Raw genomic sequence first — 23651 nt, 5'->3', positions numbered from 1 at the left:
CGTTCGTCGTCGAACGTCGAGCGCTGTCCCGTGCGATCTGGTCTACGCCGCGGGGTTGAGGGCGGCAAGACCACGTGATGTGTCAACCGGGGGATCGTGACCGCCTCGTGACCAGGTGTCAGGCGGGCGCGCGGACACGCCCCGGACGGACCGAACGGGTCACAGGAGCGAGGGGACCTCCGTCGCCGAGACCTCCCGGGCCGCCCGCTCCAGCGCGCTGGCGAGGAGGGCCAGGTCCGTCGGGCCGTTGCCCAGTTCCCGTACGGGGCGGCGGGTCGGGGGGTCGCCCATGCGGGGCCAGTCAAGCGGGACGACCGTGGGGCGCAGGGTCGCCGTGCGGGGGATACGACCCGTGACCCGGCCGCCCTGGAAGGGGAGCGCGCGCCCGTCGGACCAGGTCAGCCGGCCGCGCCCGGGGGCGGGGTCGTCCGGGCCCGAGTCCGGGGCTTCGAGGGTGACGCGCAGGGTGGCCCGGCGGGCCGGCTCCGACTCCGCGGTACGGCCGCCGGGTCCGGCCGCGGCGACCAGATGGACGCCGAGCCGCTCGCCCTCCCTCGCCACCGCCTCCAGGGCGCGTATCACCGAGCCCGCGGCGGGGCGGCCCGGGGAGCCGAGGGCGGGGGAGACCAGGGCGTCCAGGTCGTCCACGACCACGACGAGACGGGGCAGCGGGGGCGCGGCCTCCGTCTGCCGGCGGGCCGCGCCGGGGCGCAGCCGCATCGTCGCGCTGGGCGGGGTGTCGAGGTCGGCCGCGCCGGTGCCGCCGGGCGCCGCGCCGCGGGACGGCGTGCCGCGCTGGGCCACCATGCGGCCCGACAGCTCGCGGCCCGTGTGCCACTCGGCGAAGTCGGAACGGCCGAGCAGCTCCGCCCGGCGCTTCAGCTCCGCGCTCAGCGACTGGGCGAACTCCCGCATGCGGACGGGATCGTTGGCGGTCAGGTGGGTCGTCACATGCGGGAGGTCGGTGCACACCCGCAGGCCGTCGGACTGACCGTCGATCAGGACGACGCCGAGCCGGTCCGGGCGTTCGGCGGCGGCCAGCGACGCGACGACGGCCCGCAGCAGCTCGGTGCGGCCGCTGGCCGCGGGGCCCTCGATCAGCAGGTGCGGTCCGTCGGCCGCGAGGTCCACCGAGACCGGGCCGCGCGGCCCGGCGCCGAGCACGGCCCAGGCCCGTCCGCCGAGCGCGTGCGGGTCGTCCGCCGCGTCGGCCCAGCGCGCCATCAGGGACGCCGGGGTGGCCCTCGCCAGCCCCAACTCGTCCAGCAGCCGCGCCGACTGGGGCAGCGGCACGGACACGCGCGTGTCCCGCTCGACCCCGGAACCGTCCGGCCGCAGCGGCGCCAGCGCCCGCGCGAACCGCTCGGCCCAGGCAAGCGAGACGGCGTCGACGGCGGCGACGGTGCCGGGGGATATGGGGCCGGCGTGGGAGGGGCGGACGGGGGTCGGTTCGGGGGAGTGCGGGGGTGTCGCGACCGTGCTCGGGGAGGTGCGGGGACTGCCCACACCGACGGCAGCGGCGGAACCGGTACCCGCGCCTGCGCCGGGGGATGAGGCGGTGGTGCCGGTGCCGTTGTCGTGGCCGGGGGCTGAGGTGGCGCTGCTCGTGCCGTGGCTGGAGGCCGCCGTGCCGACGCCGGGAGCGGGGGCTGCGGAGCCTGCGCCTGAGCCGGAGGCCGCCGAGGTGGCGGACCCTGCGCCTGCGCCGGTGGCGGCGTCGGCGGTGATGAGACGGTCTGCGGAGGTCGTCGAGCCGGTGCGTGCTCCCGCGGAAGCGGCCGTGGCCGCCTCGCCCGTCCCGTTCCCCGTCGCCGCCCCGCTCCTGGCGACCCGCATCAGCCGCAGTGCCGTCGCCACGTCGCCGCTGAGCAGGGCCACCGCTCCGCAGGCACGGAACGTCGGGGCGACCGCGCAGGCCGCCTCGTACGTGTCGGTGACCGGGGACGCGGGCGACGCGGGTGCCGTCTCGGCGAGACAGACGACGTGGATGCCGGCCTCGGGGCCGCGCAGGGCGAGCCGTGCCACCGCCTCGCGCACCGTGGCGCCTCCGGGGTCGCCGTCCACCACGAGCACGGTGTACGGCCCGGCGAAGGCGGCGCCGTCCTCGTCGTCGGTCCGCGCCCAGGAGGGCCGGCGGAGGGGTTCCTGCCGGGACGGACGCAGCGGGGCCGGGCCCGCCTCCGCGAGCTGGTCCTCCAGTCGGCGCAGGAGTTCGTCGGTGCGGGCCGTGGCCTGTTCGCGGTCGTAGGCGAGAAGAAGGCGGCAGTCCTGGCCGTGGCCGGGACGGAGATGGGGGAGCCAGCCCAGCCAGGACCACTCGGCGGTGCGCTCCTCCAGGGGCCGCGCGCGGTCCGCGCTGATCAGGACGATCTCCAGGGTCTGCGGGGAGTGCAGCGCGGCGAGCTGGGCCACCACCGCGCGGGCCAGCCCCGAGAGGCGGTTGCGGGGGCCGGCCAGGCCCAGGGCGCCGACCTCGCGCAGATCCGCCGTCACCGGTACGGCGGGCAGCAGCCCGGAGCCGTCGGGCGCGGCCCGGTCCGCCGTGCCGAGCCGCACCGTGAGCGCCTCGGGGTGGGCGGGGCCGCGCTCCCACAGCCGGGGCCCCGGCCCGAGCGCCGTCAGCAGCAGGGCCGCCGGGTCCGGCCAGGTCTCCGGAGCCTGGGGGCCGACGGCGACCGGGACGGGCCCGTCGGAGGTGACGGGGGGCGCGCTGTCCTCGTCGTACGCCTGCTCGGGTATCGCCTGCTCCGCACGGCTTCCGGCCAGCCGCCGGGCCCACGCCGACAGCCCCCCGCGCTTGCGCACCCCCTGCGGAATGTCGGTGCCCCGCAGGGGAGTGCCCTTGCGACGGGCGGTCGCGGGGGTGGTGCCGTCGATGAAGGAGCCGCTTTCGGCGCGGGAGTGTGCGTCGGCGCCTTCGAGCGGACGCGTGCCGGTGCCCGACGGCTCGTCGGCGCCACCTCGCGGGCGCGTCCCGGACGGTCCGCCGTCACTGGCCGGGCCGTGCGTGGTGGCACCGGGGTCCGACTCGAGCGCCCCGAGCCGACCCGCATGCGTGTCCCCCGTGCCGTACGGCCCCGCTGTGCCGTACTCCGCCGCGTGGCCGTCGCCCGCACCCGTGACCGTCTTCTCGATCCGCGGTGCCCCGCCCTGGCCCGGGACCACGACGGGCTCACCGGTCCCCGCGCGTACACCGCGCGACGGAGTGGCCGTGCCGCCCCCGTCCGCCACGCGTGCGTGCGGCACAGCAGGCGCCCCGCCCACGCCGCCCGCACCGCCGCCCGGTGCCGAACCGCCCAAGCCCAACGCGGCGCCCCCGGCCGCCCGGCCCGTGCCGTCCGCGGCGCCCCCGGAGGGAACCCGTACGCAGCCCTCGCCGTCCGGTGTCGTGGGTACCCGGGCGCCCGGTCCGCCCGCCGGTGCCAGCCGCAGGGCCGACTCGCCGATCCGCAGCAGCGCGCCCGGGGTGAAGCGCACCGGGCGGGTGCTCACCCGGCCGCCGTTCAGGGTCGTGCCGTTGGTGGAGCCGAGGTCGGCGACCGAGACGCGGCCGTCGGCGGCCACCGTCACGGCGCAGTGGACGCGGGAGACGTCCGGGTCGTCGAGCGGGACGTCGGCGTCGGCGGAGCGGCCGATGCGGATCTCGCCGCCGTGCAGCAGGTGGACACCGCCCGCGTCCGGGCCCGCGACCACGTGCAGCTGGGTCGGGGCCTCGTCCAGCTCGGGGTGCGGCTCGGGCTCGGCGGGCGCGCCCAGCGCCAGCACCGCGCCGTCGATCAGCGGGGGCTCGCCCAGCGTGCAGCGCCGGTCGTCGAGCCGTTCCCCGTCGGCGTACAGCACGACGGAGCCGGCCGCGGAGGCGTCCCCGGAGACCGCCGAGGCCAGCGCGGAGGCGACCGCCGCCAGGGCGGTGCCGGCCGGTGCGGTGACCAGCACGTCGCAGCTCGCGGCGCGGCCCCGCGCCCGGTCGGGCGGGCCCAGCGGGTCCACGACGGTCAGCCGGATCTGCATCGCCGTCAGCGATCCCTTCTGCGCGGGCGCGGCGCGGGCGCGGACTCGGGGAGATCCGTCGGACGCTCCCGCCCCCCACCCCACACGAGCCCCACCCCACACGAGCACGTCGGCCAGTACGGAAGGCATCCTCGCACCTGCCACTGACAACACGCCCATGCCCCGGTCCCAAGTGATCTTGATTGGTCAGCTCTGCCCCCAAAAGTGCCTGACCAGTGGTGCGCGGGTGATCAGTTGAGATCGGTCACGTCCGGACCGCGGCAACCGGCCGACCGGGTCGAGCGTCTTTCCTTCGAACGGGGACGGGAACCGGTACGTAAGTGGCACCGGAAGAGACAACGGAAGAGGCACGGAAAGCGGACAGGATGCCGCCCGGCGTGGCGGCACTACAGTGGGTCGGAACAGCAGGCAAGCGACAGGGAGCGCATGACGTGCGGCCGGTAGGCAGCAAGTACCTCCTGGAGGAGCCGCTCGGACGCGGCGCCACCGGGACCGTCTGGCGAGCCCGCCAGCGGGAGACCGCGGGGGCCGAGGCCGCCGTGGCCGGCCAGCCCGGCGAGACGGTCGCGATCAAGGTCCTCAAGGAGGAGCTGGCGAGCGACCCGGACATCGTGATGCGGTTCCTCCGCGAGCGGTCCGTCCTGCTGCGGCTGACCCATCCCAACATCGTCCGGGTGCGCGACCTGGTCGTCGAGGGCGATCTGCTGGCCCTCGTGATGGATCTCGTCGACGGCCCCGACCTGCACCGCTACCTGCGCGAGAGCGGCCCCTTCAGCCCGGTCGGCGCCGCCCTGCTCACCGCCCAGATCGCCGACGCGCTCGCCGCCAGCCACGCCGACGGCGTCGTCCACCGCGACCTGAAGCCCGCCAACGTGCTGCTCGCGCAGAACGGCGGCCAGATGCACCCGATGCTCACCGACTTCGGCATCGCGCGCCTGGCCGACTCCCCGGGCCTGACCCGCACCCACGAGTTCGTCGGCACGCCCGCGTACGTCGCGCCGGAGTCCGCCGAGGGCCGCCCGCAGACCTCCGCGGTCGACATCTACGGCGCCGGGATCCTGCTGTACGAGCTGGTCACGGGCCGTCCCCCGTTCTCCGGCCAGTCGGCGCTCGAGGTCCTGCACCAGCACCTGAGCGCCGAGCCGCGCCGCCCCTCCACCGTCCCGGACCCGCTGTGGACGGTCATCGAGCGCTGTCTGCGCAAGAACCCGGACGACCGGCCCAGCGCCGAGAACCTCGCCCGGGCCCTGCGCGTGGTCGCCGAGGGCGTCGGCGTGCACGCGAACTCCGCGCAGATCGCCGCGGCCGAGGGCGTGGGCGCCCTGCTCGCCCCCGACCCGCAGCCCGCCGCCGTCCCCGGCTCCGCCGACCCCACCCAGGTACTGCCGCACGGCGCGGGCGCCTACGACCCGAACGCCGCGACCAACGTCCTGCCGACCACCGGACGCCCCGGCCCCGTCGGCGCCGCGGACCCCACCGCCGTACTCCCGAACACCGGGGCCGCGGACCCGACCGCCGTCATGCCGCCCGTGCCTCCGGGACAGCCGGGGCAGCAGCCCGAGCAGCCGCACCCCTGGCAGACCCAGCTGCGCGCCGCCCGCGACCGCAACGAGCAGACGCAGGTGCAGTACCTCGACCCGAACGAGGACCCGCTGCGCCGCCGCCCGCAGCGCCAGGTCGCCCGCCCGCAGCAGCCGCCGCCGCGCCCCCAGCAGCAGCGCCCGCCGCAGCGCGCCCCGCGCGGTCAGCAGGCGTACGGCTACCCGCAGCAGCAACAGCCCCAGCAGTACGCGCCGCCGCAGCACCAGCAGCCGCAGCGGTACGCGCCCGCGCCCGAGCCGCAGCGGCCGGTCCGCGAGCCCCGGCAGCCGCGTCAGCCCAGCCCCAACCGGATGAAGATCCCCGGGCTCGGCTGCCTCAAGGGCTGCCTGTTCATGGTCGTCATCCTGTTCGTCGCGGGCTGGCTGGTGTGGGAGCTGACCCCGCTGCAGGACTGGATCGGCACGGGCCGGGGCTACTTCTCGGAGCTCAAGCACTGGTACGACAACGTCAGCGGCTGGATCGGCGATCTGGGCGGTTCGTCCGGAAGCGGTGGCGGCGGCAACTGACCGCCGCGACCGTTGGCTTGGTGATTTGTCGACATCTGGCGGGTGATTTCCGTCTCCACGGTGAAGGCCAGCCCCTTTGACGCGTAGCTTTGGCGACAACACGCGTCAGTAGGAGCAGTCTTGGGACGGAAGATCGGCAGCCGGTACACCGCCAACCAGATCCTGGGGCGGGGCAGCGCCGGCACGGTGTGGCTGGGCGAGGGTCCGGAGGGGCCCGTCGCCATCAAGCTGCTGCGCGAGGATCTCGCGTCCGACCAGGAACTCGTCGGCCGCTTCGTGCAGGAGCGCACGGCGCTGCTGGGCCTGGAGCATCCGAACGTCGTCTCCGTCCGTGACCTCGTCGTCGACGGCAACGACCTGGCGCTCGTCATGGACCTCGTGCGCGGCACCGACCTGCGCACCCGCCTCGACCGCGACCGGCGGCTCGCGCCGGAGGCGGCGGTGGCGATCGTCGCGGACGTGGCCGACGGGCTCGCCGCCGCCCACGCGGCCGGGGTCGTGCACCGGGACGTCAAGCCGGAGAACATCCTCCTGGACATGCAGGGCCCGCTCGGCCCCGGCGGCGCGCACCCGGCGCTGCTGACGGACTTCGGCGTGGCCAAGCTGATCGACTCGCCGCGCCGCACCCGGGCCACGAAGATCATCGGCACCCCCGACTACCTGGCGCCGGAGATCGTGGAGGGGCTCCCGCCGCGCGCCGCGGTGGACATCTACGCCCTCGCGACCGTGCTGTACGAGCTCCTGGCCGGCTTCACACCGTTCGGGGGCGGCCATCCGGGAGCCGTGCTCCGGCGGCATGTGACGGAGACGGTGGCGCCCCTGCCCGGTATCCCCGACGAGCTGTGGCAGCTCCTCGTCCAGTGTCTGGCCAAGGCCCCCGCCTCCCGGCTGCGCGCCTCCGAGCTGGGCGTACGGCTGCGGGAGCTGCTGCCCCTGGTCGCGGGGATGCCGCCGCTGGACGTGGACGAGCCGGACGTGGAGCCGGCGGAGGAGGCCGAGGAGGCGCAGACCGTGCCGGCGGGGGAGCCGGTGCGGCGGCGGGGCGCGGTGCCACTGGTGCCGGGCGCGAAGCCGGCGGACTCCAACCGGGACACCCACACGTCGATGCGGGTGCCGGGGCCGGACGAGCTGGCGGGCGGTGCGCGGGGCACGGCGCGGGTGCCGCGGGCGGCGGGGGCGCCGCGGCCCGGGTCGGCGCGGCACCGGGCCGTGACACGGCGTCGGCGGCTGGTGCTGGGGGTGGCGGCGGTGGTGCTGGCGGCCGCGGCCGGCGTGGGCACCTGGCTCGCGACGTCGGGGGACGACGCCGGGGCGTCACCGCAGGACACGAGGCATTCGGCGCCCGCCTCGCCCTGAGCCCGGCGAACGCGAGGATCACCATGAGCAGCCGGACCATCGGCCGCGGGCCCGGCAGGAGGCTGGTCGCGGCGGCGCGGGCCGTCGTGTGCGAGGACGACCGACTCGTCCCTCCGCCGCTGATGCGGACCCTGGCTTTCGCCCGCCTCGCCGTGGGACCGGCGAAAGCGCTGGTCACCGGACGGGCCCGCGGCACGGCGAACGTCGGTTGCCATAGCCGTTAGGCTGGAGGCGTGGCAGTCGTCGATGTATCCGAAGAGCTCAAGTCCCTCTCCTCGACCATGGAGTCGATCGAGGCCGTTCTGGACCTCGACAAGCTGAGGGCAGACATCGCCGTGCTCGAGGAGCAGGCGGCCGCGCCGTCCCTGTGGGACAACCCGGACGAGGCGCAGAAGATCACCAGCAAGCTGTCCCACCTCCAGGCCGAGGTCAGGAAGGCGGACGCGCTGCGCGGCCGGATCGACGATCTCGCCGTGCTGTTCGAGATGGCCGAGGAGGAGGACGACCCGGACACCCGCGCCGAGGCCGAGTCCGAGCTCGCCGCCGTCAAGAAGGCGCTGGACGAGATGGAGGTCCGCACGCTCCTCAGCGGCGAGTACGACTCCCGTGAGGCGCTCGTCAACATCCGCGCCGAGGCCGGCGGCGTCGACGCCGCCGACTTCGCGGAGAAGCTGCAGCGGATGTACCTGCGCTGGGCGGAGCAGAAGGGCTACAAGACCGAGCTCATCGAGACCTCGTACGCGGAGGAGGCCGGCATCAAGTCGACCACCCTCGCCGTGCACGTGCCCTACGCCTACGGGACCCTCTCCGTCGAGCAGGGCACGCACCGGCTGGTGCGCATCTCGCCCTTCGACAACCAGGGGCGCCGCCAGACCTCCTTCGCGGGCGTCGAGGTCCTTCCGGTCGTCGAGCAGTCCGACCACGTCGAGATCGACGAGAGCGAGCTGCGCATCGACGTGTACCGCTCCTCCGGCCCCGGCGGCCAGGGCGTGAACACCACCGACTCCGCGGTGCGCATCACCCACCTGCCCACCGGCATCGTCGTCTCCTGCCAGAACGAGCGGTCGCAGATCCAGAACAAGGCCACCGCGATGAACGTCCTGCAGGCCAAGCTGCTGGAGCGGCGCCGGCAGGAGGAGCAGGCCAAGATGGACGCCCTCAAGGGCGACGGCGGCAACTCCTGGGGCAACCAGATGCGGTCGTACGTGCTGCACCCGTACCAGATGGTCAAGGACCTGCGCACGGAGTACGAGGTCGGCAACCCGGAAGCCGTTTTCAACGGTGAGATCGACGGGTTCCTCGAGGCCGGAATTCGCTGGCGCAAGCAGCAGGAGAAGTAACTCCCCCCGTCGCTTTGTCGACACGACAACTGCCGTCCACCGGGCGGCAGTTGTCGTTTGTCTGGGTTTTACATCACACTCACAGGTTCCAACTCCCAGTAAAAGACGTGCAACTGGACATTGCGCGCGCAACGGCCTTGACGTTGCTGTGAAAAGTGGGAAGGGTGAAGCGTGGCATGCGTATCTCTGGGGCGCATGTGAACCGGGGGAACGCGCAAGCCTGCCACCCCCGTCGATCACGGCCCCCGAGCGCCGCCTCGACGACGATGAGCTACTGGGGGTAGCAACCTTATGACCAAGAAGACGCGGATCCGCGCCGCGCGGATAGCCGCCGGTGTCGTGATCGCGGCCGGAGCGTCGCTGACCGCCGCGGGTGCCGCTTCCGCGCTGGACCTCACCGCGAGCGTGGACGGCAGCGGTGTCGGCGTGAACGTCAACACCGGCACGGACGACGACCCGCCGGCCCCGCCGACCTCCGAGCCGCCGACCACCACTCCGCCCACCGAGCTGCCGCCGGACCCGACGACTCCGGCCCCGCCGACCTCCGAGCCCCCGTCCGACCCGGCCGAGCCCACCGGTGACCCGACGGACCCCAGCGACCCCGTGACCTCCACGCCCACCCACGGCGGCGGCACCGGCAGCAACGGCGGCGGCAACAGCAACACCGACCCCGACGGCGGCTCCGGCACCTCCGCCCAGGAGGAGGGCTCCTCGGCCCTCACCGACACCGGTTCGGCCACCTCGTCCAACACCTCGGCGCAGGGCGCGCAGCTCGCCGAGACCGGTGCGGGCCAGACCGCGTTCCTGGTGGTCGGCGCGGCCACCATGATCGCCGGCGGCATCGGCTTCCGGGTGCTGCCCCGCCTGATGGGCGGCCGCGGCGGAGCGGCTGCCTGACGGTAGCCGTACGCGCACGGACCGTGTGCGCGGTGTACGACGAAGGGCCCGGAGCGTCACTCACGCTCCGGGCCCGACTCGGTCTCGGGGGCCGCCCTAGGCGGTCTGGTGCGCCAGCAGCGCCACGGCGGCGATCAGCGCCGCGATCAGCGCGATCAGCGCCACGGGGTTCAGCCCCGCCAAGAAGTTCTCCTGCTGCAGCCGCTCGCGGTTCGCGCGGCACACTGGGCACCGGCCCTCGCTCACGGGCGCCGCGCAGTTCGCGCACACCAGCCGGTCGTACGTCATGCGCTCGCCCTCCTAGCCCAACGGTTCCATGAGGAGAACGTCCGTCGGTCCCGGAACGTTCCCTTCTCTACTGTGCCAGGTTCACCCGACCGGTGCGCGGGGGTCGCCCCCAGGGGCAGGAGAGGGCCGGCACAAAGCGCACAAGCCCGGCGTAACCCGTCCTGTGCCTGCGATCGCCCACCCGGGTCGCGTATGGTCACGCTCATCTACCCCCGGCTACCCGTGGTGCATCCGTGATCCGATTCGACAACGTCTCCAAGGTCTACCCCAAGCAGACCCGCCCCGCACTCAGGGATGTGTCCCTGGAAGTGGAGAAGGGCGAGTTCGTGTTCCTCGTGGGGTCCTCCGGCTCCGGAAAGTCCACCTTCCTGCGGCTGATCCTCCGCGAGGAGCGGTGCAGCCACGGTCAGGTGCACGTCCTGGGCAAGGACCTCGCGCGCCTCTCCAACTGGAAGGTGCCGCAGATGCGCCGCCAGCTGGGGACGGTGTTCCAGGACTTCCGGCTCCTGCCGAACAAGACGGTGGCGGAGAACGTCGCCTTCGCGCAGGAGGTCATCGGAAAGTCGAAGGGCGAGATCCGCAAGTCCGTGCCCCAGGTGCTCGACCTCGTCGGGCTCGGCGGCAAGGAGGACCGGATGCCCGGCGAGCTCTCCGGTGGTGAGCAGCAGCGCGTGGCCATCGCGCGCGCCTTCGTGAACCGCCCCAAGCTGCTCATCGCCGACGAGCCCACCGGCAACCTCGACCCGCAGACCTCCGTCGGCATCATGAAACTGCTGGACCGGATCAACCGGACCGGTACGACCGTCGTGATGGCCACACACGACCAGAACATCGTGGACCAGATGCGCAAGCGCGTCATCGAGCTGGAGAAGGGCCGCCTCGTCCGCGACCAGGCACGCGGCGTCTACGGCTACCAGCACTGACCGCGACCGTCCCCGGAAAGGCCCGAAGAAGACGCCATGCGCGCCCAGTTCGTACTGTCGGAGATCGGTGTGGGTCTCCGCCGCAACCTGACGATGACGTTCGCCGTCATCGTCTCCGTCGCCCTGTCGCTCGCCCTGTTCGGCGGGTCGCTCCTGATGAGCGACCAGGTCACCACGATGAAGGGCTACTGGTACGACAAGGTCAACGTCTCGATCTTCCTCTGCAACAAGAGCGACGCCGAGTCGGACCCCAACTGCGCCAAGGGCGCGGTCACGGACGACCAGAAGAAGTCGATCCTCGCCGACCTGCAGAAGATGGACGTCGTCCAGAAGGTCACCTACGAGTCGCAGGACGAGGCGTACAAGCACTACAAGCAGCAGTTCGGCGACTCCCCGCTGGCCAGCTCGCTCACGCCGGACCAGATGCAGGAGTCGTACCGCATCAAGCTGAAGGACCCGCAGAAATACCAGGTCATCGCCTCCGCCTTCAACGGGCGTGACGGGGTGCAGTCGGTGCAGGACCAAAAGGGCATCCTGGACAACCTCTTCGGGCTGCTCAACGGCATGAACTGGGCCGCGCGGGCGGTGATGGCGCTGATGCTGGTGGTCGCGCTGATGCTGATCGTCAACACCGTGCGCGTCTCGGCGTTCAGCCGCCGGCGTGAGACCGGCATCATGCGGCTGGTCGGCGCCTCCGGCTTCTACATCCAGGCGCCGTTCATCGCCGAGGCCGCGGTCGCCGGGCTGATCGGCGGGACGGTCGCCTGCGGGTTCCTGGTGATCGCCCGGTACTTCATCATCGACCACGGCCTGGACCTGTCCCACAAGCTGAACCTGATCAACTTCATCGGCTGGGACGCCGTCCTGACCAAGCTGCCGCTCATCCTCGCGACGAGCCTGCTGATGCCCGCGCTGGCCGCGTTCTTCGCGCTGCGCAAGTACCTGAAGGTGTGACACATGCCAAGAGGGCCGTACGGGCAACCGCCCCTGCGGCCCTCTTGCGTTGTCCTAGACTCACCGGCATGTCAGGCCGCGACCTGTTCTGCCAGCCCCGCCGCATCCGCCGCGGGGCCGCCCTGACATTGGTCTTCGCGAGCGTGTTGGTGGCCGGAGCGGCGACCGGCTCGTTCCCCGAACTCGACCGGGCCGACCGCAAGTCGGCGTCCGACGCGGCCCGCACGGCCCTGGCCGCCGGCCGTCACGAGGACGTGGCCAAGGCCGCCCAGGAGGCCCTCGCGGACGGCAAGTCCCCCACGGAGGCCGCCGAGCGGGCCGTCAGCCGCAGCGGGGACCGCTGGGGCGCCGTCTACTCCCAGGGCGAGTACGAGGAGTTCGAGGAGGCCCTCGACGGCCGGTACACCGGCGTCGGCCTGTGGGCCCGGCGGGAGCGGGACGGCCGGATCGAGGTGACCAGGGTGGCCACCGGGTCGCCCGCGGCGGCCGCCGGCATCCGCCGCGGCGACCGGTTGCGCAGCGTCGACGGACAGCAGGTCGACGGGCAGCCGGTGACGGAGGTCGTCTCGCTGCTGCGCGGCGAGGCCACGGACGCGGCGGCCGGCACTCAGGTGCGGCTCGGTCTGCAGCGCGGCACGCACGCGTGGACCGAGACCCTGCGCCGGGCCCGGCTGTCCACGGACTCGGTCACCGTTCGAGAACTCGCCGGCGGGATCACCGTCATCAAGATCTCCGCGTTCACCAAGGGCGTCGGCGAGGACGTCCGCGGCGCGGTCCGCCGGGCCCCGGCCGACGCCGGCATCATCCTGGACCTGCGGGGCAACTCCGGCGGTCTGGTCACCGAGGCCGTCACCACCGCCTCCGCCTTCCTCGACGGCGGGCTCGTCGCCACCTACGACGTCGACGGCGAGCAGCAGGCCCTGCACGCCGATCCCGGCGGCGACACCACCAGACCCCTGGTCGCGCTCGTCGACGGCGGCACGATGAGCGCGGCCGAGATGCTCACGGGAGCCCTGCAGGACCGCGGGCGCGCGGTCGTCGTCGGCTCGCGCACCTTCGGCAAGGGCTCGGTCCAGATGCCGAGCCGGCTGCCCGGCGGGTCCGTCGCCGAACTGACCGTCGGGCACTACCGCACCCCCTCCGGCCGCAGTGTCGACGGCCGGGGCATCACCCCGGACCTCGAGGTCGACCAGGCCGACGGCCCCACCGCCGTCCAGCGGGCCGAGACGGTGCTGAGCGGACTGGGCGACGATTGAGGGCACCGGCCCGGGACCCGACGGGGCCCGTGACGGCCTCCGGATAAGGACTGGCCCTCCCACCCCCGCGTAGTGCGAAAATGGACGGCACTATGAGCAAGGGAATGTACGTACCCAAGGAGTCCCAGCCCAAGCAGGGCGGGGCGGCCGCCAAGGCCAAGGACGGCGAGAAGGGCGGCAAGCGCAAGATCGTCGCGCAGAACAAGAAGGCCCGGCACGACTACGCGATCATCGACACCTACGAGGCCGGACTCGTCCTGACCGGCACCGAGGTCAAGTCGCTGCGTCAGGGCCGCGCCTCGCTGGTGGACGGCTTCGTGCAGGTCGACGGGGGCGAGGCGTGGCTGCACAACGCCCACATCCCCGAGTACGCCCAGGGCACCTGGACCAACCACTCCGCGCGCCGCAAGCGCAAGCTGCTGCTGCACCGCGAGGAGATCGACAAGCTGGCGGTCAAGGCGGACGAGACGGGTCACACGATCGTGCCCCTCGCCCTGTACTTCAAGGACGGCCGGGCGAAGGCCGAGATCGCGCTCGCGCGAGGCAAGAAGGAGTACGACAAGCGCCAGACCCTGCGCGAGCAGCAGGACCGCCGGGAGTCGGACCGCGCGATCGCGGCGGCCAAGCGCAGGCAGCGGGGCGCCTGACCCCGCCCGCCCGGCGGGAATACGGTGGCATCGGGCCGCGTTGGTCACGTACGATGGCACCAACACCGGATGAACCCGGTGTGAGCATTGAAAACAACACATGGGGATGATCGGTTTCGACAGCGGCTGTCGAAGCAGGGGAAGCGTGTCGAGGAAGCGGCCATGATCTCGTAAACCACAGGCCGAAACAAATAATCGCCAATTCCAAGAGCGATTCTCCCGAGCTCTTCGCTCTCGCTGCCTGATCAGGTAGTGATCGAATAGCTCCTTGATGGGAGTGTCAGCCCGGGGGTGTTCCCGACCCGGATCCTGGCATCAGCTAGGGGACTAAACCTTGATCCCGGTCACGGGGTGAAGAGGGAAATCAAACAGTGACTGGGCCCGTCGGCGACTTGTTCGCGTGATCGCCGGGGCCGAGAAAATCACAGCGAACTGCACACGGAGAAGCCCTGATTCCGCACCGTTGGACGCGGGTTCGATTCCCGCCATCTCCACTTGTCCCATGTGGACGAAGGCCCCGGCGCTTCACAGCGCCGGGGCCTTCGTCATGCGTCAGCGCAGGCCGAAGGTCGACAGCCGTACGCCCTTCGAGAGCACCAGGTACACGTCCGTACCGCTTTTCGCCGCCGCCGACAGTTTCGCCGTCACCGTCGCGTAGGCGTACGGCGACGACGTGCCGGCGAAGGACGCGGATCCGGCGAGGGGACCGGTGGGAGAGCCCAGCCGGACCTCGACCGTCCCGGCGGAACCGGCGACGCGGGCGGTGAACTCGCCCGCACCCTTGCCCCCACGCGTGTCCGCGAACTTCAGCCACGCGCCGTCGGAGGCCGCCGCCACCGCCGTACCGCTCGCCTTGGACTCGTCGACGAGCGAGATCCCCGCGTAGTCGTCGAAGTTCTCGGCGCGGGTGGTCCGGGACAGGTCGCGGGACGGGATGGTCTCGCCGCGCACCGCCCAGGACGTGCGGGCGCGGACGTCGGAGGACGAGGAGCCGACCAGGACGTCGTAAGTGCCGCTCTCCACCACCCACTTGGAGCGGGTGACGTCCCAGTGCGCGAGGTCCGACGGCGCCACCGTCAGCTTCACCGTCCGCGTCTCGCCCGGCTTCAGCGTGACCCGCGCGAAGGCCTTGAGCTGCTTCAGCGGCTGCTTGTCACGGGAGACGCGCTGGTGGACGTACAACTGGGCGATCTCCGTGCCCGTGCGGCTGCCGGTGTTGGTGATCGCCACCTGGTAGCCGCCGTCCACGCGCTGCAGGCCGCCGTAGCGGAAGCGGGTGTACGACAGGCCGTAGCCGAAGGGGTAGAGGGGGCTGCCCTTGAAGTACTGGTAGGTGCGGTCGGACTTGATGATGTCGTAGTCGAGGAGGGAGGGGAGGTCGGATTCCGACCGGTACCAGGTCTGGGTGAGACGGCCCGACGGGTTCGCGTCGCCGTAGAGGAGGTCGGCCAGCGCGTTGCCCGTCTCCTGGCCCGCGTGGGTGGTCCACAGGAGCGCGGGAACCTCCTTCTGAAGGCTGCCGAGGGTGGTCGGGTAGCTGTTCTCGACGATCACGACCGTGTGCGGGTTGGCCCGGTGCACCGCCTTGACCAGGGCTTCCTGCGTCGGCGCCAGGCCCATGTCGGTGCGGTCGTGGGCCTCGCGGCCGTTGATCGACGGATCGGAGCCGACCACGACGACCGCGGTGTCCCTGCCCTTCACGGCGGCGACGGCCTCGTCCACGCCGCTGCGCACGACGTCCTTGGTGTAGTGGGCGGCCTGGTCCTTCGCCACCAGGCCCAGCGTGCCGTCCGTGCCCGTCGGGCCGAGGTAGACCGGGTTGGTCCACCAGGACTCCTGGGTCTCGTAGCCGGCGTAGCGAAGGAGGTACGTGCCGTCGCCCTGCCGTTCCAGCTTGAACTGCTGTTGTACGAACCAGCCGTTGGGCTGGGTCTGGTCGTTGACGAAGGTCGACCAGTTGTAGCCGACGTACCTGCCGTTGGCGGCCGAGCGCAGGGTGACGATGCCCGAACCCCAGTCGAAGACGTCGAACTGGGACATTGCGCCGGACGCGTCCGCCTCCTTCAGGGCCGCGCCCGCCTCCCCCGTGCCCGCGGTCACGTACTTCCCGGTCGCCGTGTCCTTCAGCGCGATCCGGTCCACGCCCTCGCTGCTCGCGACGGACGTGCCGAGCTTGGCCGCGATGCCGTCCTTCGGGGTGACCGAGTACGGCAGCGTGCCTGAGTACCAGTCCGTGTAGAGGGTGTCGGCGAGCGGGCCGACCACGGCCACGTCCTTCGCGGACCTGCTGAGCGGCAGAGCGCCCTTCTGGTTCTTCAGCAGCACCGCCGCCTCGGTCGCCGCCGTGCGGGCCAGCGCGCGGTGGGCCGGGCTGTCGATGACGGACGCGTCGATGGAGCCGTACCGGCCGCCGCCCGGGTCGAACTCGCCGAGCCGCACCCGGACGCTCAGCACGTCACCGGCCGCCTTGTCGATGTCCGACTCCTTCAACAGGCCGGACGACAGCGCCGACTTCACCGCGCTCGTCGTCGGGCCGGAGTCGGTGTCGTTGTCGGTGAAGCTGTCGATGCCCGCCTTCAGCGCGGCCGCGTCGGCCTCGGCCTGGGTGCCGAAGTACCGCTGGCTGCCGACCAGGTTGCCGGGCGCGTAGGCGTCGGTCACGTTCAGCAGCCGCTGCGAGGTCCAGGTGCGGACGGTGTCGTCGAGGGCCGGGCTCACCGTGTTCGGGCGGCCGTTGACGAGGTTGTACGAGGACATCACGCCCGTCGCCGCGTCCGCCGCGATCGCCGGTTTGAAGGCCTGCTCGTCGTACTCCTTCAGCACGCGCGGGCGCAGCTCGGAGGAGGTCGTGTCGCGGTGGACCTCGTTGTTGTTGGCGAGGAAGTGCTTGATCGTCGGGGCCGTCTTGAGGTGGTCCGGATCGCCGCCGGTCAGGCCCGTGCCGTACGCCGTCGAGATCGACCCGGTCAGGTACGGGTCCTCGGAGTAGCCCTCCTCGTTGCGGCCCCAGCGCGGGTCGCGCAGCAGGTTGACCACGGGCGCCCAGAGGTTCAGCCCCCAGCCGGCCGGGCGGGTCTGCTGGAAGCCGCGTGCCTCGTCGCCGACCGCCGAGCCGACCTGCCGGATCAGGGCCGGGTCCCAGGTGGACGCCAGTCCGACCGCCTGCGGGAACACGGTCGCCCTGCCGAGCCAGGCCACCCCGTGCAGGGCCTCGGTGCCGGTGCGGAAGGACTGGATGCCGAGGCGGGGGATGGCCGGCTCGTACTGGTGGAGGAGTGAGATCTTCTCGTCGAGGGTGAGGCGGGAGAGCAGGTCGTCGACGCGCTTGGAGACCGGGAGGTGCGGATCGCGGAAGGGGTAGGCGGTGTCGTCGGCGTGGGCGGGGACGGCGGCGCCCAGGCCCGCGACGAGGGCGAGGGCGACCAGGACGGTCGTTCTGGGTCTGCTTCTCTTGCCTTTCATGTCACGGCTCCTTCGAGTAGGGCCTTGCACAAGGGCGTTGACCGGACCGGGATCAGGCGTCGCGCGGTGCCGTGCTCGCCCGCTCCGTCATCCGGGGCGGCAGCAGCGTCGCCTCGGGTACGGCACTCCCGCCCAGCTTCTTCATCAGCAGCTGCACCGCCCGCTCGCCCACCTCGGCGGAGGGCAGGGCGACGGAGGTGACGGGGACGCGGACCGACTCGGCGAGTTCGTCGGGGCAGATCGCGGTGACCGAGAGGTCGCCGGGGACGCGGAGCCCGAGCTGCTCGAAGGCGTCGATCAGCGGCTCCAGGATCGGCTCGTTGTGGACGACGACCCCCGTCAACGCGGGCTGCTCCCGCAGCAGTTGCTCGGCGACCAGCCGGGCCCCGGCGGGCGTGGCCTCGCAGGGGTGGACGGAGGAGGACAGCCCGCCGCGGTCGGCGGCCGCGGTGAAGCCCTGGACGACCCGCTGGGCGAACGCGGTCTGCCGGACGTACACCTCCGGCGGCGACCCCACCAGCGCCACCACCCGATGGCCCAGCCGCGCCAGATGCTCCACGCACGCCTCTCCGGCCGCCTTGAAGTCGAGGTCGATGCAGGTCAGCCCGTCCGCGTCGGCCGGGAACCCGATCATCACCGACGGCCGCTCCAGTGAGCGCAGCAACGGCAGCCGGGGATCGTGCAGTTGGACGTCCATCACGATCAGCGCGTCCACCATCGCCGAGTCCGCGACCCTGCGCAGCCCGTCCTCGCCCTCCTCCTGGGTCAGCAGCAGCACGTCGTGGTCGTACCGGCGGGCGGTGGTCACCACGGACACCGCGAACTGCATGACGACCGGGACGTGGATGCCGGCCCGTAAGGGCACGACGAGCGCCAGGACGTTGGAGCGACTGCTGGCCAGGGCGCGGGCGCCCGCGTGCGGGCGGTAGCCCAGCTCGCGGATGGCCGCCTCGACCCGCTGCCGGGTCTCCTCGGAGATGGGCCGCTTGCCGCTGAGCGCGTAGGAGACGGTGCTGGGGGAGACCCCGGCGTGCCGCGCCACATCGGTGATCTTCACCATCAGCCCAGCTCCAGGGAGAGGAACCCGGTCCCCGCCTTGGCCGCCGCCGTCCGCTCCCCGGCGGCCAGGCTCCACGGCGCCACCGGATCACCGCACGAGGCCCGCAGGGTGTCCCCTTCGCGGACGACGGTGAAGGTGACCTCGCCGACCGCCACCGTCACCTGCGCGCCCCGCTCGAGGCCGAACGCCCGCAGGGTGACCCCGTCGGCGTGGTCGTAGTCGGGCCGGTCGGTCACCGCCCCCACCGGGATCACCGCCCCCGGCCTCACCAGCAGCGGCACGCTCAGGAACCCGTGCCGCTCCCGCACCCAGCGCGGCCCGGTCACCGTCCGGCCGCTCAGGAAGTGGGTCCAGGTGCCCTCGGGCACGTAGTAGCTCACGTCTCCCTCGTCGCTGAACACCGGCGCCACCAGCAGGTCCGGCCCGAGCATGTACTGCCGCTCCAGGTGCGCGCACCCGGGATCGTCCGGGAACTCCAGCACCATCGCCCGCATCACCGGCACCCCCTCGGCGTGCGCGGTGCGCGCGGCCTCGTAGAGGTACGGCATCAGGCTCAGCTTCAGCCGGGTGAACTCCCGCAGCACGTCCACGGACTCCTCGTCGAAGAGCCACGGGACCCGGTAGGAGGAGCTGCCGTGCAGCCGGCTGTGCGAGGACAGCAGGCCGAACGCCAGCCAGCGCTTGAAGAGTTCGGGCGTCGGGGTGCCCTCGAAGCCGCCGATGTCATGGCTCCAGTACCCGAAGCCGGACAGCCCCAGCGACAGCCCGCCGCGCAGCGACTCCGCCATCGACTCGTACGTCGCCTCGCAGTCGCCGCCCCAGTGCACCGGGAACTTCTGGCTGCCGGCGGTCGCCGAGCGTCCGAAGACCACGGCCTCGCCCTCGCCGCGGTGCTTGCGCAGCACGTCGAAGACGGTGCGGTTGTACAGGTACGTGTAGTAGTTGTGCATCCGCTCCGGGTCCGAGCCATCGGACCAGGCCACGTCGAGGGGCACCCGCTCGCCGAAGTCGGTCTTGAAGCAGTCGACGCCCTGCGCGAGCAGCGCCTCCAGCTTCGCCGCGTACCAGTCGCGGGCGGCCGGACTGGTGAAGTCGACCAGCGCCATGCCCGGCTGCCACATGTCCCACTGCCAGACGCTCCCGTCCGGCCGCTTCAGCAGATGCCCGAGCGCCTTGCCCTCCGCGAACAGCGGGGAGGGCTGGGCGATGTAGGGGTTGATCCACACGCAGATGTGCAGGCCCCGGTCCTTGAGCCGGGTCAGCATGCCCTCCGGGTCGGGGAAGACCCGCGGGTCCCACTGGAAGTCGCACCAGTTGAACTCGCGCATCCAGAAACAGTCGAAGTGGAAGACCGACAGCGGCAGTTCACGCTCCCGCATGCCCTCGATGAACGAGGTGACCGTCTCCTCGTCGTACGACGTCGTGAAGGACGTCGACAGCCACAGACCGAACGACCAGGCGGGCGGGAGCGCCGGACGCCCGGTGAGGGCGGTGTACTTGCGCAGGATCTCCTTCGGGCTCGGCCCGTAGATGACGTAGTACGTCAGCTCCTGCGTCTCGGCGCTGAACTGGACCCGGGACACCGCCTCCGAGCCGACCTCGAAGCTGACCTTCCCCGGATGGTCGACGAAGACGCCGTAGCCCGCGTCCGTCAGATAGAACGGGACGTTCTTGTAGGCCTGTTCGGTCGCCGTGCCGCCGTCCGCGTTCCAGATGTCGACGATCTGGCCGTTCTTCACCAGCGGGCCGAACCGCTCACCGAGGCCGTACACGCTGGTGCCCACACCCAGGTTGAGCTGCTCGCGAAGATAGTGCGCGCCCGTCGCGTCCCGCATGATGCCGATGCCCTTGGGGCCGCTGGAGGTCAGCGTGCGGCCCTGGGCGAGGAAGTCGACGTGCCAGGTGCCGGTGCGGGCCACCCGGACCGACAGCGCGCCGGAGGTCAGCGTGGCGTGCTCCTCGTCGTAGGAGACCTGCGGGCTGAACTCCGCGCCCTGCAGCTCGAACTCGGGCCCGCGCGGCTGCTCGCCCTCGAAGTGGGTGAAGGTGACGCCGATGACGTCCGGCATCGGCGTGTGCGCGCTGATCGTCACGACCGGTCCCTTCAGCAGGTCGCCGCGGTGGCGGATGGGCTGCGTCGGCGCGTGGATCTCCAGCGAGTCGTCCGTGGCGGTGACGTCGAGAACCTCGACGGGGTGAGCCGCGGTGACGCCCTCGCGCAGCAGCCAGTAACCATCGGTGAACTTCACGTGGGGGGTCCTTACTTGACAGCACCAACGGCGATGCCGCGGGTGAGGGTCCGCTGGAAGACGAGGAAGAACACGATCGCCGGGAGGACGCCGAGCAGGGCGGCCGCGTTGGTCATCGTGGCGTCCATCAGGCGCTGGCCCTGGAGGACGCCGAGCGCCACCGACACCGTCTGGTTGTCGTTGGAGATCAGCATGACCAGGGGGAGCAGGAACTCGTTCCAGGTCCAGATGAAGAAGAAGACCAGCAGCACGCCGATCGTCGGCCGGCTGACCGGGACGACGATCCGCCACAGCACCTGCCACTTGTTGGCGCCGTCGATCCGGGCCGCCTCGATGATCTCGCGCGGGAACTGGCCCAGGACGGAGGAGAGGAGGTACGTGCCGAAGGCTGCCTGGATCACCGTGAAGACGATGATCACGCTCAGCCTGGTGTCGTACAGGCCCACCTGCTTGCTCAGGTAGTAGAGCGGGTAGACCAGCGCCTCCTGCGGCAGCATGTTGGCGAGCACGAAGAAGGCGAGCACCCAGGTGCGGCCCTTGATCCGGCCGATGCCGATCGCGTACGCGTTGAGCACGGACAGGATCGCGGCGAGGACGGCCACCGAGCCGCTGATCAGGACCGAGTTGAACAGCTTCTGTCCGTAGTCGACGCGCTGCCAGAAATCCTTGAGTCCGTCCAGGTAGAGCCCCTGGGGGAGGCTCAGCGGGCCGTGCTCGGAGTACTCGGCGGGTGACTTGACCGCGTTGACGGCGACGATCAGGAACGGGACGACCATGAAGAGGGCCGCGATGCACAGGGCGATCAGCACCGGGTAGCGGCGCAGGGCGGTGGTCATGCGCTCTCTCCCTCCTCGCTGCGGGTCTGGAGTCTCAACAGGATCAGGGAGAGGGCCAGGATGATCACGGTGAGCACCGTGGAGATCGCGGCACCGTAGCCGACCTGCGTCTTCTCGAAGAACGTGGTGAAGGAGAAGTAGGACGGCACGTCCGTGGCCCCGCCCGGTCCGCCCTTGGTCAGCACGTACACCGCGCCGAACACCTTGAGCGCGGCGATCGTGCACCAGGTCAGGACGACATAGATCTCGGGCCGGATCTGCGGCAGCGTGATGTGCCAGAACCGCCGCCACCAGCCGGCCCCGTCCAGCTCGGCCGCCTCGTACAACTGCGGGTCCACGCGTTGGAGTCCGGCCATGAAGACGACCAGCGGGAATCCGATCTGCACCCACACCATCACGCCCATCACGCTGTAGAGCGCGATGTCCGGGTCGCCCAGCCAGTCCTGCTGCCAGGAGCCCAGCCCCACCGCTTTCAACAACTCGTTGAGCGAGCCGTTGTCCGGCGCCAGGATCCAGCTCCACACGATGCCGGCGACCGCGATCGGCAGCACCTGCGGGAGGTAGAAGCAGGCCCGCAGCACCGCGGCCCACCTCGACCCGAAGTGCTTGCCGATGTAGTCGAACAGGGCGGCCGCCAGGACCAGCCCGAGCACGGTCGGTACGGCGGCCATGGCGACGACCATGAACAGGCTGTGCCGGAAGGACGCCCAGAACTCGGAATCGTCCAGCAGTTCGCGATAGTTGGCGAGACCGGTCCACTTGGGGCTGCCGACGCCCTGCCACTCGGTGAAGCTCACGCCCGTGTTCATCAGGAACGGGACGATGATGATCGCCGTGAAGGCGAGGACGCCGGGCAACAGGAACAGGGCGTACGAGTCGCGGGTACGGGGGCGGCGCGGGCCGGCGTGCGGATCGGTGCCGACGGCCCGCGCACCCCGTTCGACGGTGACCGTCATTGCTGCGGCACGCCCTTGTCGTACGCCTGCTGGAGGTTGGAGAGGTAGGCGTCCGGCTTCTCGTTGCCGGTGATCAGTTTCTGGGTCTCGGAGACGAGGGTGTCGTAGAAGCCGTTGACCGGCCAGTCCGGGTAGAAGGCGAGGCCGTCACGCTTGCTCACCGTGTTGAAGTTGGCGATGAGCTGCTGGGACTTGGGGTCGGTGATGGCACTGGTGTCGGCGGCGACCGGGATGCCGCCCTTGTTGCCGAGCAGGTTCTGGATCTTCTTCGACATGGTGATGTCGATGAAGTCGTAGGCCAGGTCCTTGTTCTTGGCGTTCTTCGGGACCACCCAGAGGTTCCCGCCCGAGCCCAGGGTCAGGTTCGAGTCCGGCCAGAGGGTGGTGTCCCAGTCGAACTTGGCCTCCGACTGGAAGCGGCCGTACCACCAGCTGCCGGAGAACAGGATCGGCGCCTTGCCCTGGATCCAGGAGACGCCCGCGTCCTCGGCCTTGGTGCTGGTCGACTTCTTGCTGATGTAGCCCTTCTTCACCCAGTCGGCGAAGGTGGTCGCGCCGTAGGTCCAGGCCGCGTCGTGGAAGTCGGTCTTGCCCTTGTACAGCTCGTACTTGTCGACCCACGAGCGGTCGGCCTTGGAGAGGGCGAGCTGGTAGAGGTACTGCTGGGCCATGTACTCGGCACCGGAATTGGCGAGCGGGGTGACGCCCTTCTTCACGAAGGCGTCCATGGCGGCCGTGAGCTCGTCGAACGTCTTCGGCTCGGCGATCGCGTACTTCTTGAACAGGTCCTTGTTGTAGTAGACCATCGTGTACTCGGCGTAGTTGGGCACGCCGTACCACTTGCCGGAGCCCATGACGCCGTTGCTGTCGTACTTGCTGGTCGTGGCCACGCCCGGGCTGAGCAGTTTGTCCCAGCCGCGCCGGGTGACCTCCGCCGACAGATCCGTCAGCAGGCCCTGTTTCGACAGCTGACCCGCGGTCGCGTTGCCCTTGTTGTACTCCATGAGGTCGGGCGCGTCCGAGGAGTTGAGGATCATGGGCGCGGTCTTCTGGATCTGTTCGAAGCCCTTCTCCTCGAACTTCACCTTCACGCCCGGGTGTTTGGCCTCGAACTCCTTGATCGCCTCGCTCCAGGCCACGCCCATCGCGCTGTCGGGACCCTCGTAGTGCCAGAGCTTGAGCGTCTTGGCGTCGGAGGAGCCGCTGTCCGAGCCGCCGCAGGCGGTCAGCAGCAGCGCCCCGCTGAGGAGCGCGGCCGCGACCGCCGTCACACGCCTTCGTGCCGTCAACATCCCGTGCCTCCGCAGG

17 protein-coding genes and 1 other RNA gene are annotated in these 23651 nt (G+C 71.5%); 10 read left to right on the top strand and 8 right to left on the bottom strand.

What is annotated here, in order from left to right; translation table 11 throughout:
• Nucleotides 1–159: 159 nt before the first annotated feature.
• Nucleotides 160–4011 (bottom strand): FHA domain-containing protein, encoded by a 3852-nt coding sequence (locus tag ABZZ74_RS19130; RefSeq protein ID WP_356766377.1) that lies wholly within the window; start codon nt 4009–4011, stop codon nt 160–162.
• Nucleotides 4012–4442: 431 nt separating this feature from the next.
• Between ABZZ74_RS19130 and ABZZ74_RS19125 the strand changes: the two genes are divergently transcribed.
• The 5 genes from ABZZ74_RS19125 to ABZZ74_RS19105 all read left to right on the top strand — a co-directional run bounded on the left by ABZZ74_RS19125 (nt 4443) and on the right by ABZZ74_RS19105 (nt 9712).
• A complete protein-coding gene (locus tag ABZZ74_RS19125; protein ID WP_356766306.1) occupies nt 4443–6119 on the top strand; it encodes a serine/threonine-protein kinase in 1677 nt (558 codons plus the stop codon).
• 120 nt (nt 6120–6239) lie between these two features.
• Nucleotides 6240–7475 carry a serine/threonine-protein kinase gene (locus ABZZ74_RS19120; RefSeq protein WP_356766304.1) on the top strand — a complete coding sequence of 412 codons (1236 nt, stop codon included), beginning with the start codon at nt 6240–6242 and terminating at the stop codon, nt 7473–7475.
• Nucleotides 7476–7498: 23 nt separating this feature from the next.
• Nucleotides 7499–7699 (top strand): hypothetical protein, encoded by a 201-nt coding sequence (locus ABZZ74_RS19115; RefSeq protein WP_356766302.1) that lies wholly within the window; start codon nt 7499–7501, stop codon nt 7697–7699.
• 9 nt (nt 7700–7708) lie between these two features.
• Nucleotides 7709–8815 carry a peptide chain release factor 2 gene (prfB, locus tag ABZZ74_RS19110; RefSeq protein WP_356766300.1) on the top strand — a complete coding sequence of 369 codons (1107 nt, stop codon included), beginning with the start codon at nt 7709–7711 and terminating at the stop codon, nt 8813–8815.
• A gap of 291 nt (nt 8816–9106) precedes the next feature.
• Nucleotides 9107–9712 carry a hypothetical protein gene (locus tag ABZZ74_RS19105; protein ID WP_356766298.1) on the top strand — a complete coding sequence of 202 codons (606 nt, stop codon included), beginning with the start codon at nt 9107–9109 and terminating at the stop codon, nt 9710–9712.
• Between the two features lie 96 nt (nt 9713–9808).
• Here the strand turns inward: ABZZ74_RS19105 and ABZZ74_RS19100 are convergent, their stop codons facing one another.
• Nucleotides 9809–10000, bottom strand: coding sequence for a hypothetical protein (locus tag ABZZ74_RS19100; protein WP_133046263.1), 192 nt, complete (start codon nt 9998–10000; stop codon nt 9809–9811).
• Between the two features lie 233 nt (nt 10001–10233).
• On the opposite strand from ABZZ74_RS19100, the gene ftsE reads away from it, so the two are divergent.
• The 5 genes from ftsE (at nt 10234) to ssrA (ending at nt 14277) form a co-directional block, all read left to right on the top strand.
• Complete coding sequence (ftsE, locus tag ABZZ74_RS19095; RefSeq protein ID WP_030943440.1) at nt 10234–10923, top strand: cell division ATP-binding protein FtsE; 690 nt, start codon at nt 10234–10236, stop codon at nt 10921–10923.
• A 36-nt stretch (nt 10924–10959) separates the two neighbouring features.
• On the top strand, nt 10960–11877 hold the full coding sequence (ftsX, locus tag ABZZ74_RS19090; protein WP_133046265.1) for a permease-like cell division protein FtsX: 918 nt from the start codon (nt 10960–10962) through the stop codon (nt 11875–11877).
• Nucleotides 11878–11945: 68 nt separating this feature from the next.
• Nucleotides 11946–13133: a S41 family peptidase gene (locus ABZZ74_RS19085; protein ID WP_356766295.1), complete on the top strand. Its 1188-nt coding sequence runs from the start codon at nt 11946–11948 to the stop codon at nt 13131–13133.
• 104 nt (nt 13134–13237) lie between these two features.
• A complete protein-coding gene (smpB, locus tag ABZZ74_RS19080) occupies nt 13238–13780 on the top strand; it encodes an SsrA-binding protein SmpB (RefSeq protein ID WP_240860475.1) in 543 nt (180 codons plus the stop codon).
• 102 nt (nt 13781–13882) lie between these two features.
• Nucleotides 13883–14277, top strand: a transfer-messenger RNA (tmRNA) gene (gene ssrA, locus ABZZ74_RS19075).
• A 55-nt stretch (nt 14278–14332) separates the two neighbouring features.
• Here the strand turns inward: ssrA and ABZZ74_RS19070 are convergent.
• Genes ABZZ74_RS19070 through ABZZ74_RS19045 form a run of 6 tightly spaced genes read right to left on the bottom strand, consistent with a single transcriptional unit; the run spans nt 14333 to nt 23635 of the window.
• On the bottom strand, nt 14333–17242 hold the full coding sequence (locus ABZZ74_RS19070; RefSeq protein ID WP_356766293.1) for a glycoside hydrolase family 3 C-terminal domain-containing protein: 2910 nt from the start codon (nt 17240–17242) through the stop codon (nt 14333–14335).
• A gap of 52 nt (nt 17243–17294) precedes the next feature.
• The gene (locus tag ABZZ74_RS19065; RefSeq protein WP_356766291.1) at nt 17295–18302 is read right to left on the bottom strand and encodes a LacI family DNA-binding transcriptional regulator; all 1008 of its coding nucleotides are present in this window, start codon (nt 18300–18302) and stop codon (nt 17295–17297) included.
• Nucleotides 18302–20551: an alpha-xylosidase gene (yicI, locus tag ABZZ74_RS19060; protein WP_356766289.1), complete on the bottom strand. Its 2250-nt coding sequence runs from the start codon at nt 20549–20551 to the stop codon at nt 18302–18304. Before yicI ends, ABZZ74_RS19065 begins: the two co-directional genes overlap by 1 nt.
• Before the next feature lie 11 nt (nt 20552–20562).
• Complete coding sequence (locus ABZZ74_RS19055) at nt 20563–21387, bottom strand: carbohydrate ABC transporter permease (RefSeq protein ID WP_208781418.1); 825 nt, start codon at nt 21385–21387, stop codon at nt 20563–20565.
• Entirely contained in the window at nt 21384–22343 is a 960-nt protein-coding gene (locus tag ABZZ74_RS19050; RefSeq protein WP_356766286.1) for a sugar ABC transporter permease, read from the bottom strand. The genes ABZZ74_RS19055 and ABZZ74_RS19050 overlap by 4 nt, the downstream gene beginning before the upstream one ends.
• Complete coding sequence (locus tag ABZZ74_RS19045) at nt 22340–23635, bottom strand: extracellular solute-binding protein (RefSeq protein ID WP_356766284.1); 1296 nt, start codon at nt 23633–23635, stop codon at nt 22340–22342. Before ABZZ74_RS19045 ends, ABZZ74_RS19050 begins: the two co-directional genes overlap by 4 nt.
• Nucleotides 23636–23651: the final 16 nt, after the last annotated feature.

This window comes from Streptomyces sp. NPDC006476, from assembly GCF_040612015.1.
Taxonomy (GTDB): domain Bacteria; phylum Actinomycetota; class Actinomycetes; order Streptomycetales; family Streptomycetaceae; genus Streptomyces; species Streptomyces griseorubiginosus_B.
Note: the sequence above shows the minus strand (reverse complement) of the source record. Positions and strands in the feature narration are given on the sequence as shown.

Excerpts from the sequence above, each read along its gene's own strand:
- ABZZ74_RS19085 (WP_356766295.1), top strand. The coding sequence starts at position 11,946 with ATGTCAGGCCGCGACCTGTTCTGCCAGCCCCGCCGCATCCGCCGCGGG.
- smpB (WP_240860475.1), top strand. The coding sequence starts at position 13,238 with ATGTACGTACCCAAGGAGTCCCAGCCCAAGCAGGGCGGGGCGGCCGCC.
- ABZZ74_RS19050 (WP_356766286.1), bottom strand. The coding sequence starts at position 22,343 with ATGACGGTCACCGTCGAACGGGGTGCGCGGGCCGTCGGCACCGATCCG.
- ABZZ74_RS19070 (WP_356766293.1), bottom strand. The coding sequence starts at position 17,242 with ATGAAAGGCAAGAGAAGCAGACCCAGAACGACCGTCCTGGTCGCCCTC.
- ABZZ74_RS19065 (WP_356766291.1), bottom strand. The coding sequence starts at position 18,302 with ATGGTGAAGATCACCGATGTGGCGCGGCACGCCGGGGTCTCCCCCAGC.
- ABZZ74_RS19105 (WP_356766298.1), top strand. The coding sequence starts at position 9,107 with ATGACCAAGAAGACGCGGATCCGCGCCGCGCGGATAGCCGCCGGTGTC.
- ABZZ74_RS19115 (WP_356766302.1), top strand. The coding sequence starts at position 7,499 with ATGAGCAGCCGGACCATCGGCCGCGGGCCCGGCAGGAGGCTGGTCGCG.
- ABZZ74_RS19055 (WP_208781418.1), bottom strand. The coding sequence starts at position 21,387 with ATGACCACCGCCCTGCGCCGCTACCCGGTGCTGATCGCCCTGTGCATC.
- ftsX (WP_133046265.1), top strand. The coding sequence starts at position 10,960 with ATGCGCGCCCAGTTCGTACTGTCGGAGATCGGTGTGGGTCTCCGCCGC.
- ABZZ74_RS19100 (WP_133046263.1), bottom strand. The coding sequence starts at position 10,000 with ATGACGTACGACCGGCTGGTGTGCGCGAACTGCGCGGCGCCCGTGAGC.
- ABZZ74_RS19130 (WP_356766377.1), bottom strand. The coding sequence starts at position 4,011 with ATGCAGATCCGGCTGACCGTCGTGGACCCGCTGGGCCCGCCCGACCGG.
- ABZZ74_RS19045 (WP_356766284.1), bottom strand. The coding sequence starts at position 23,635 with ATGTTGACGGCACGAAGGCGTGTGACGGCGGTCGCGGCCGCGCTCCTC.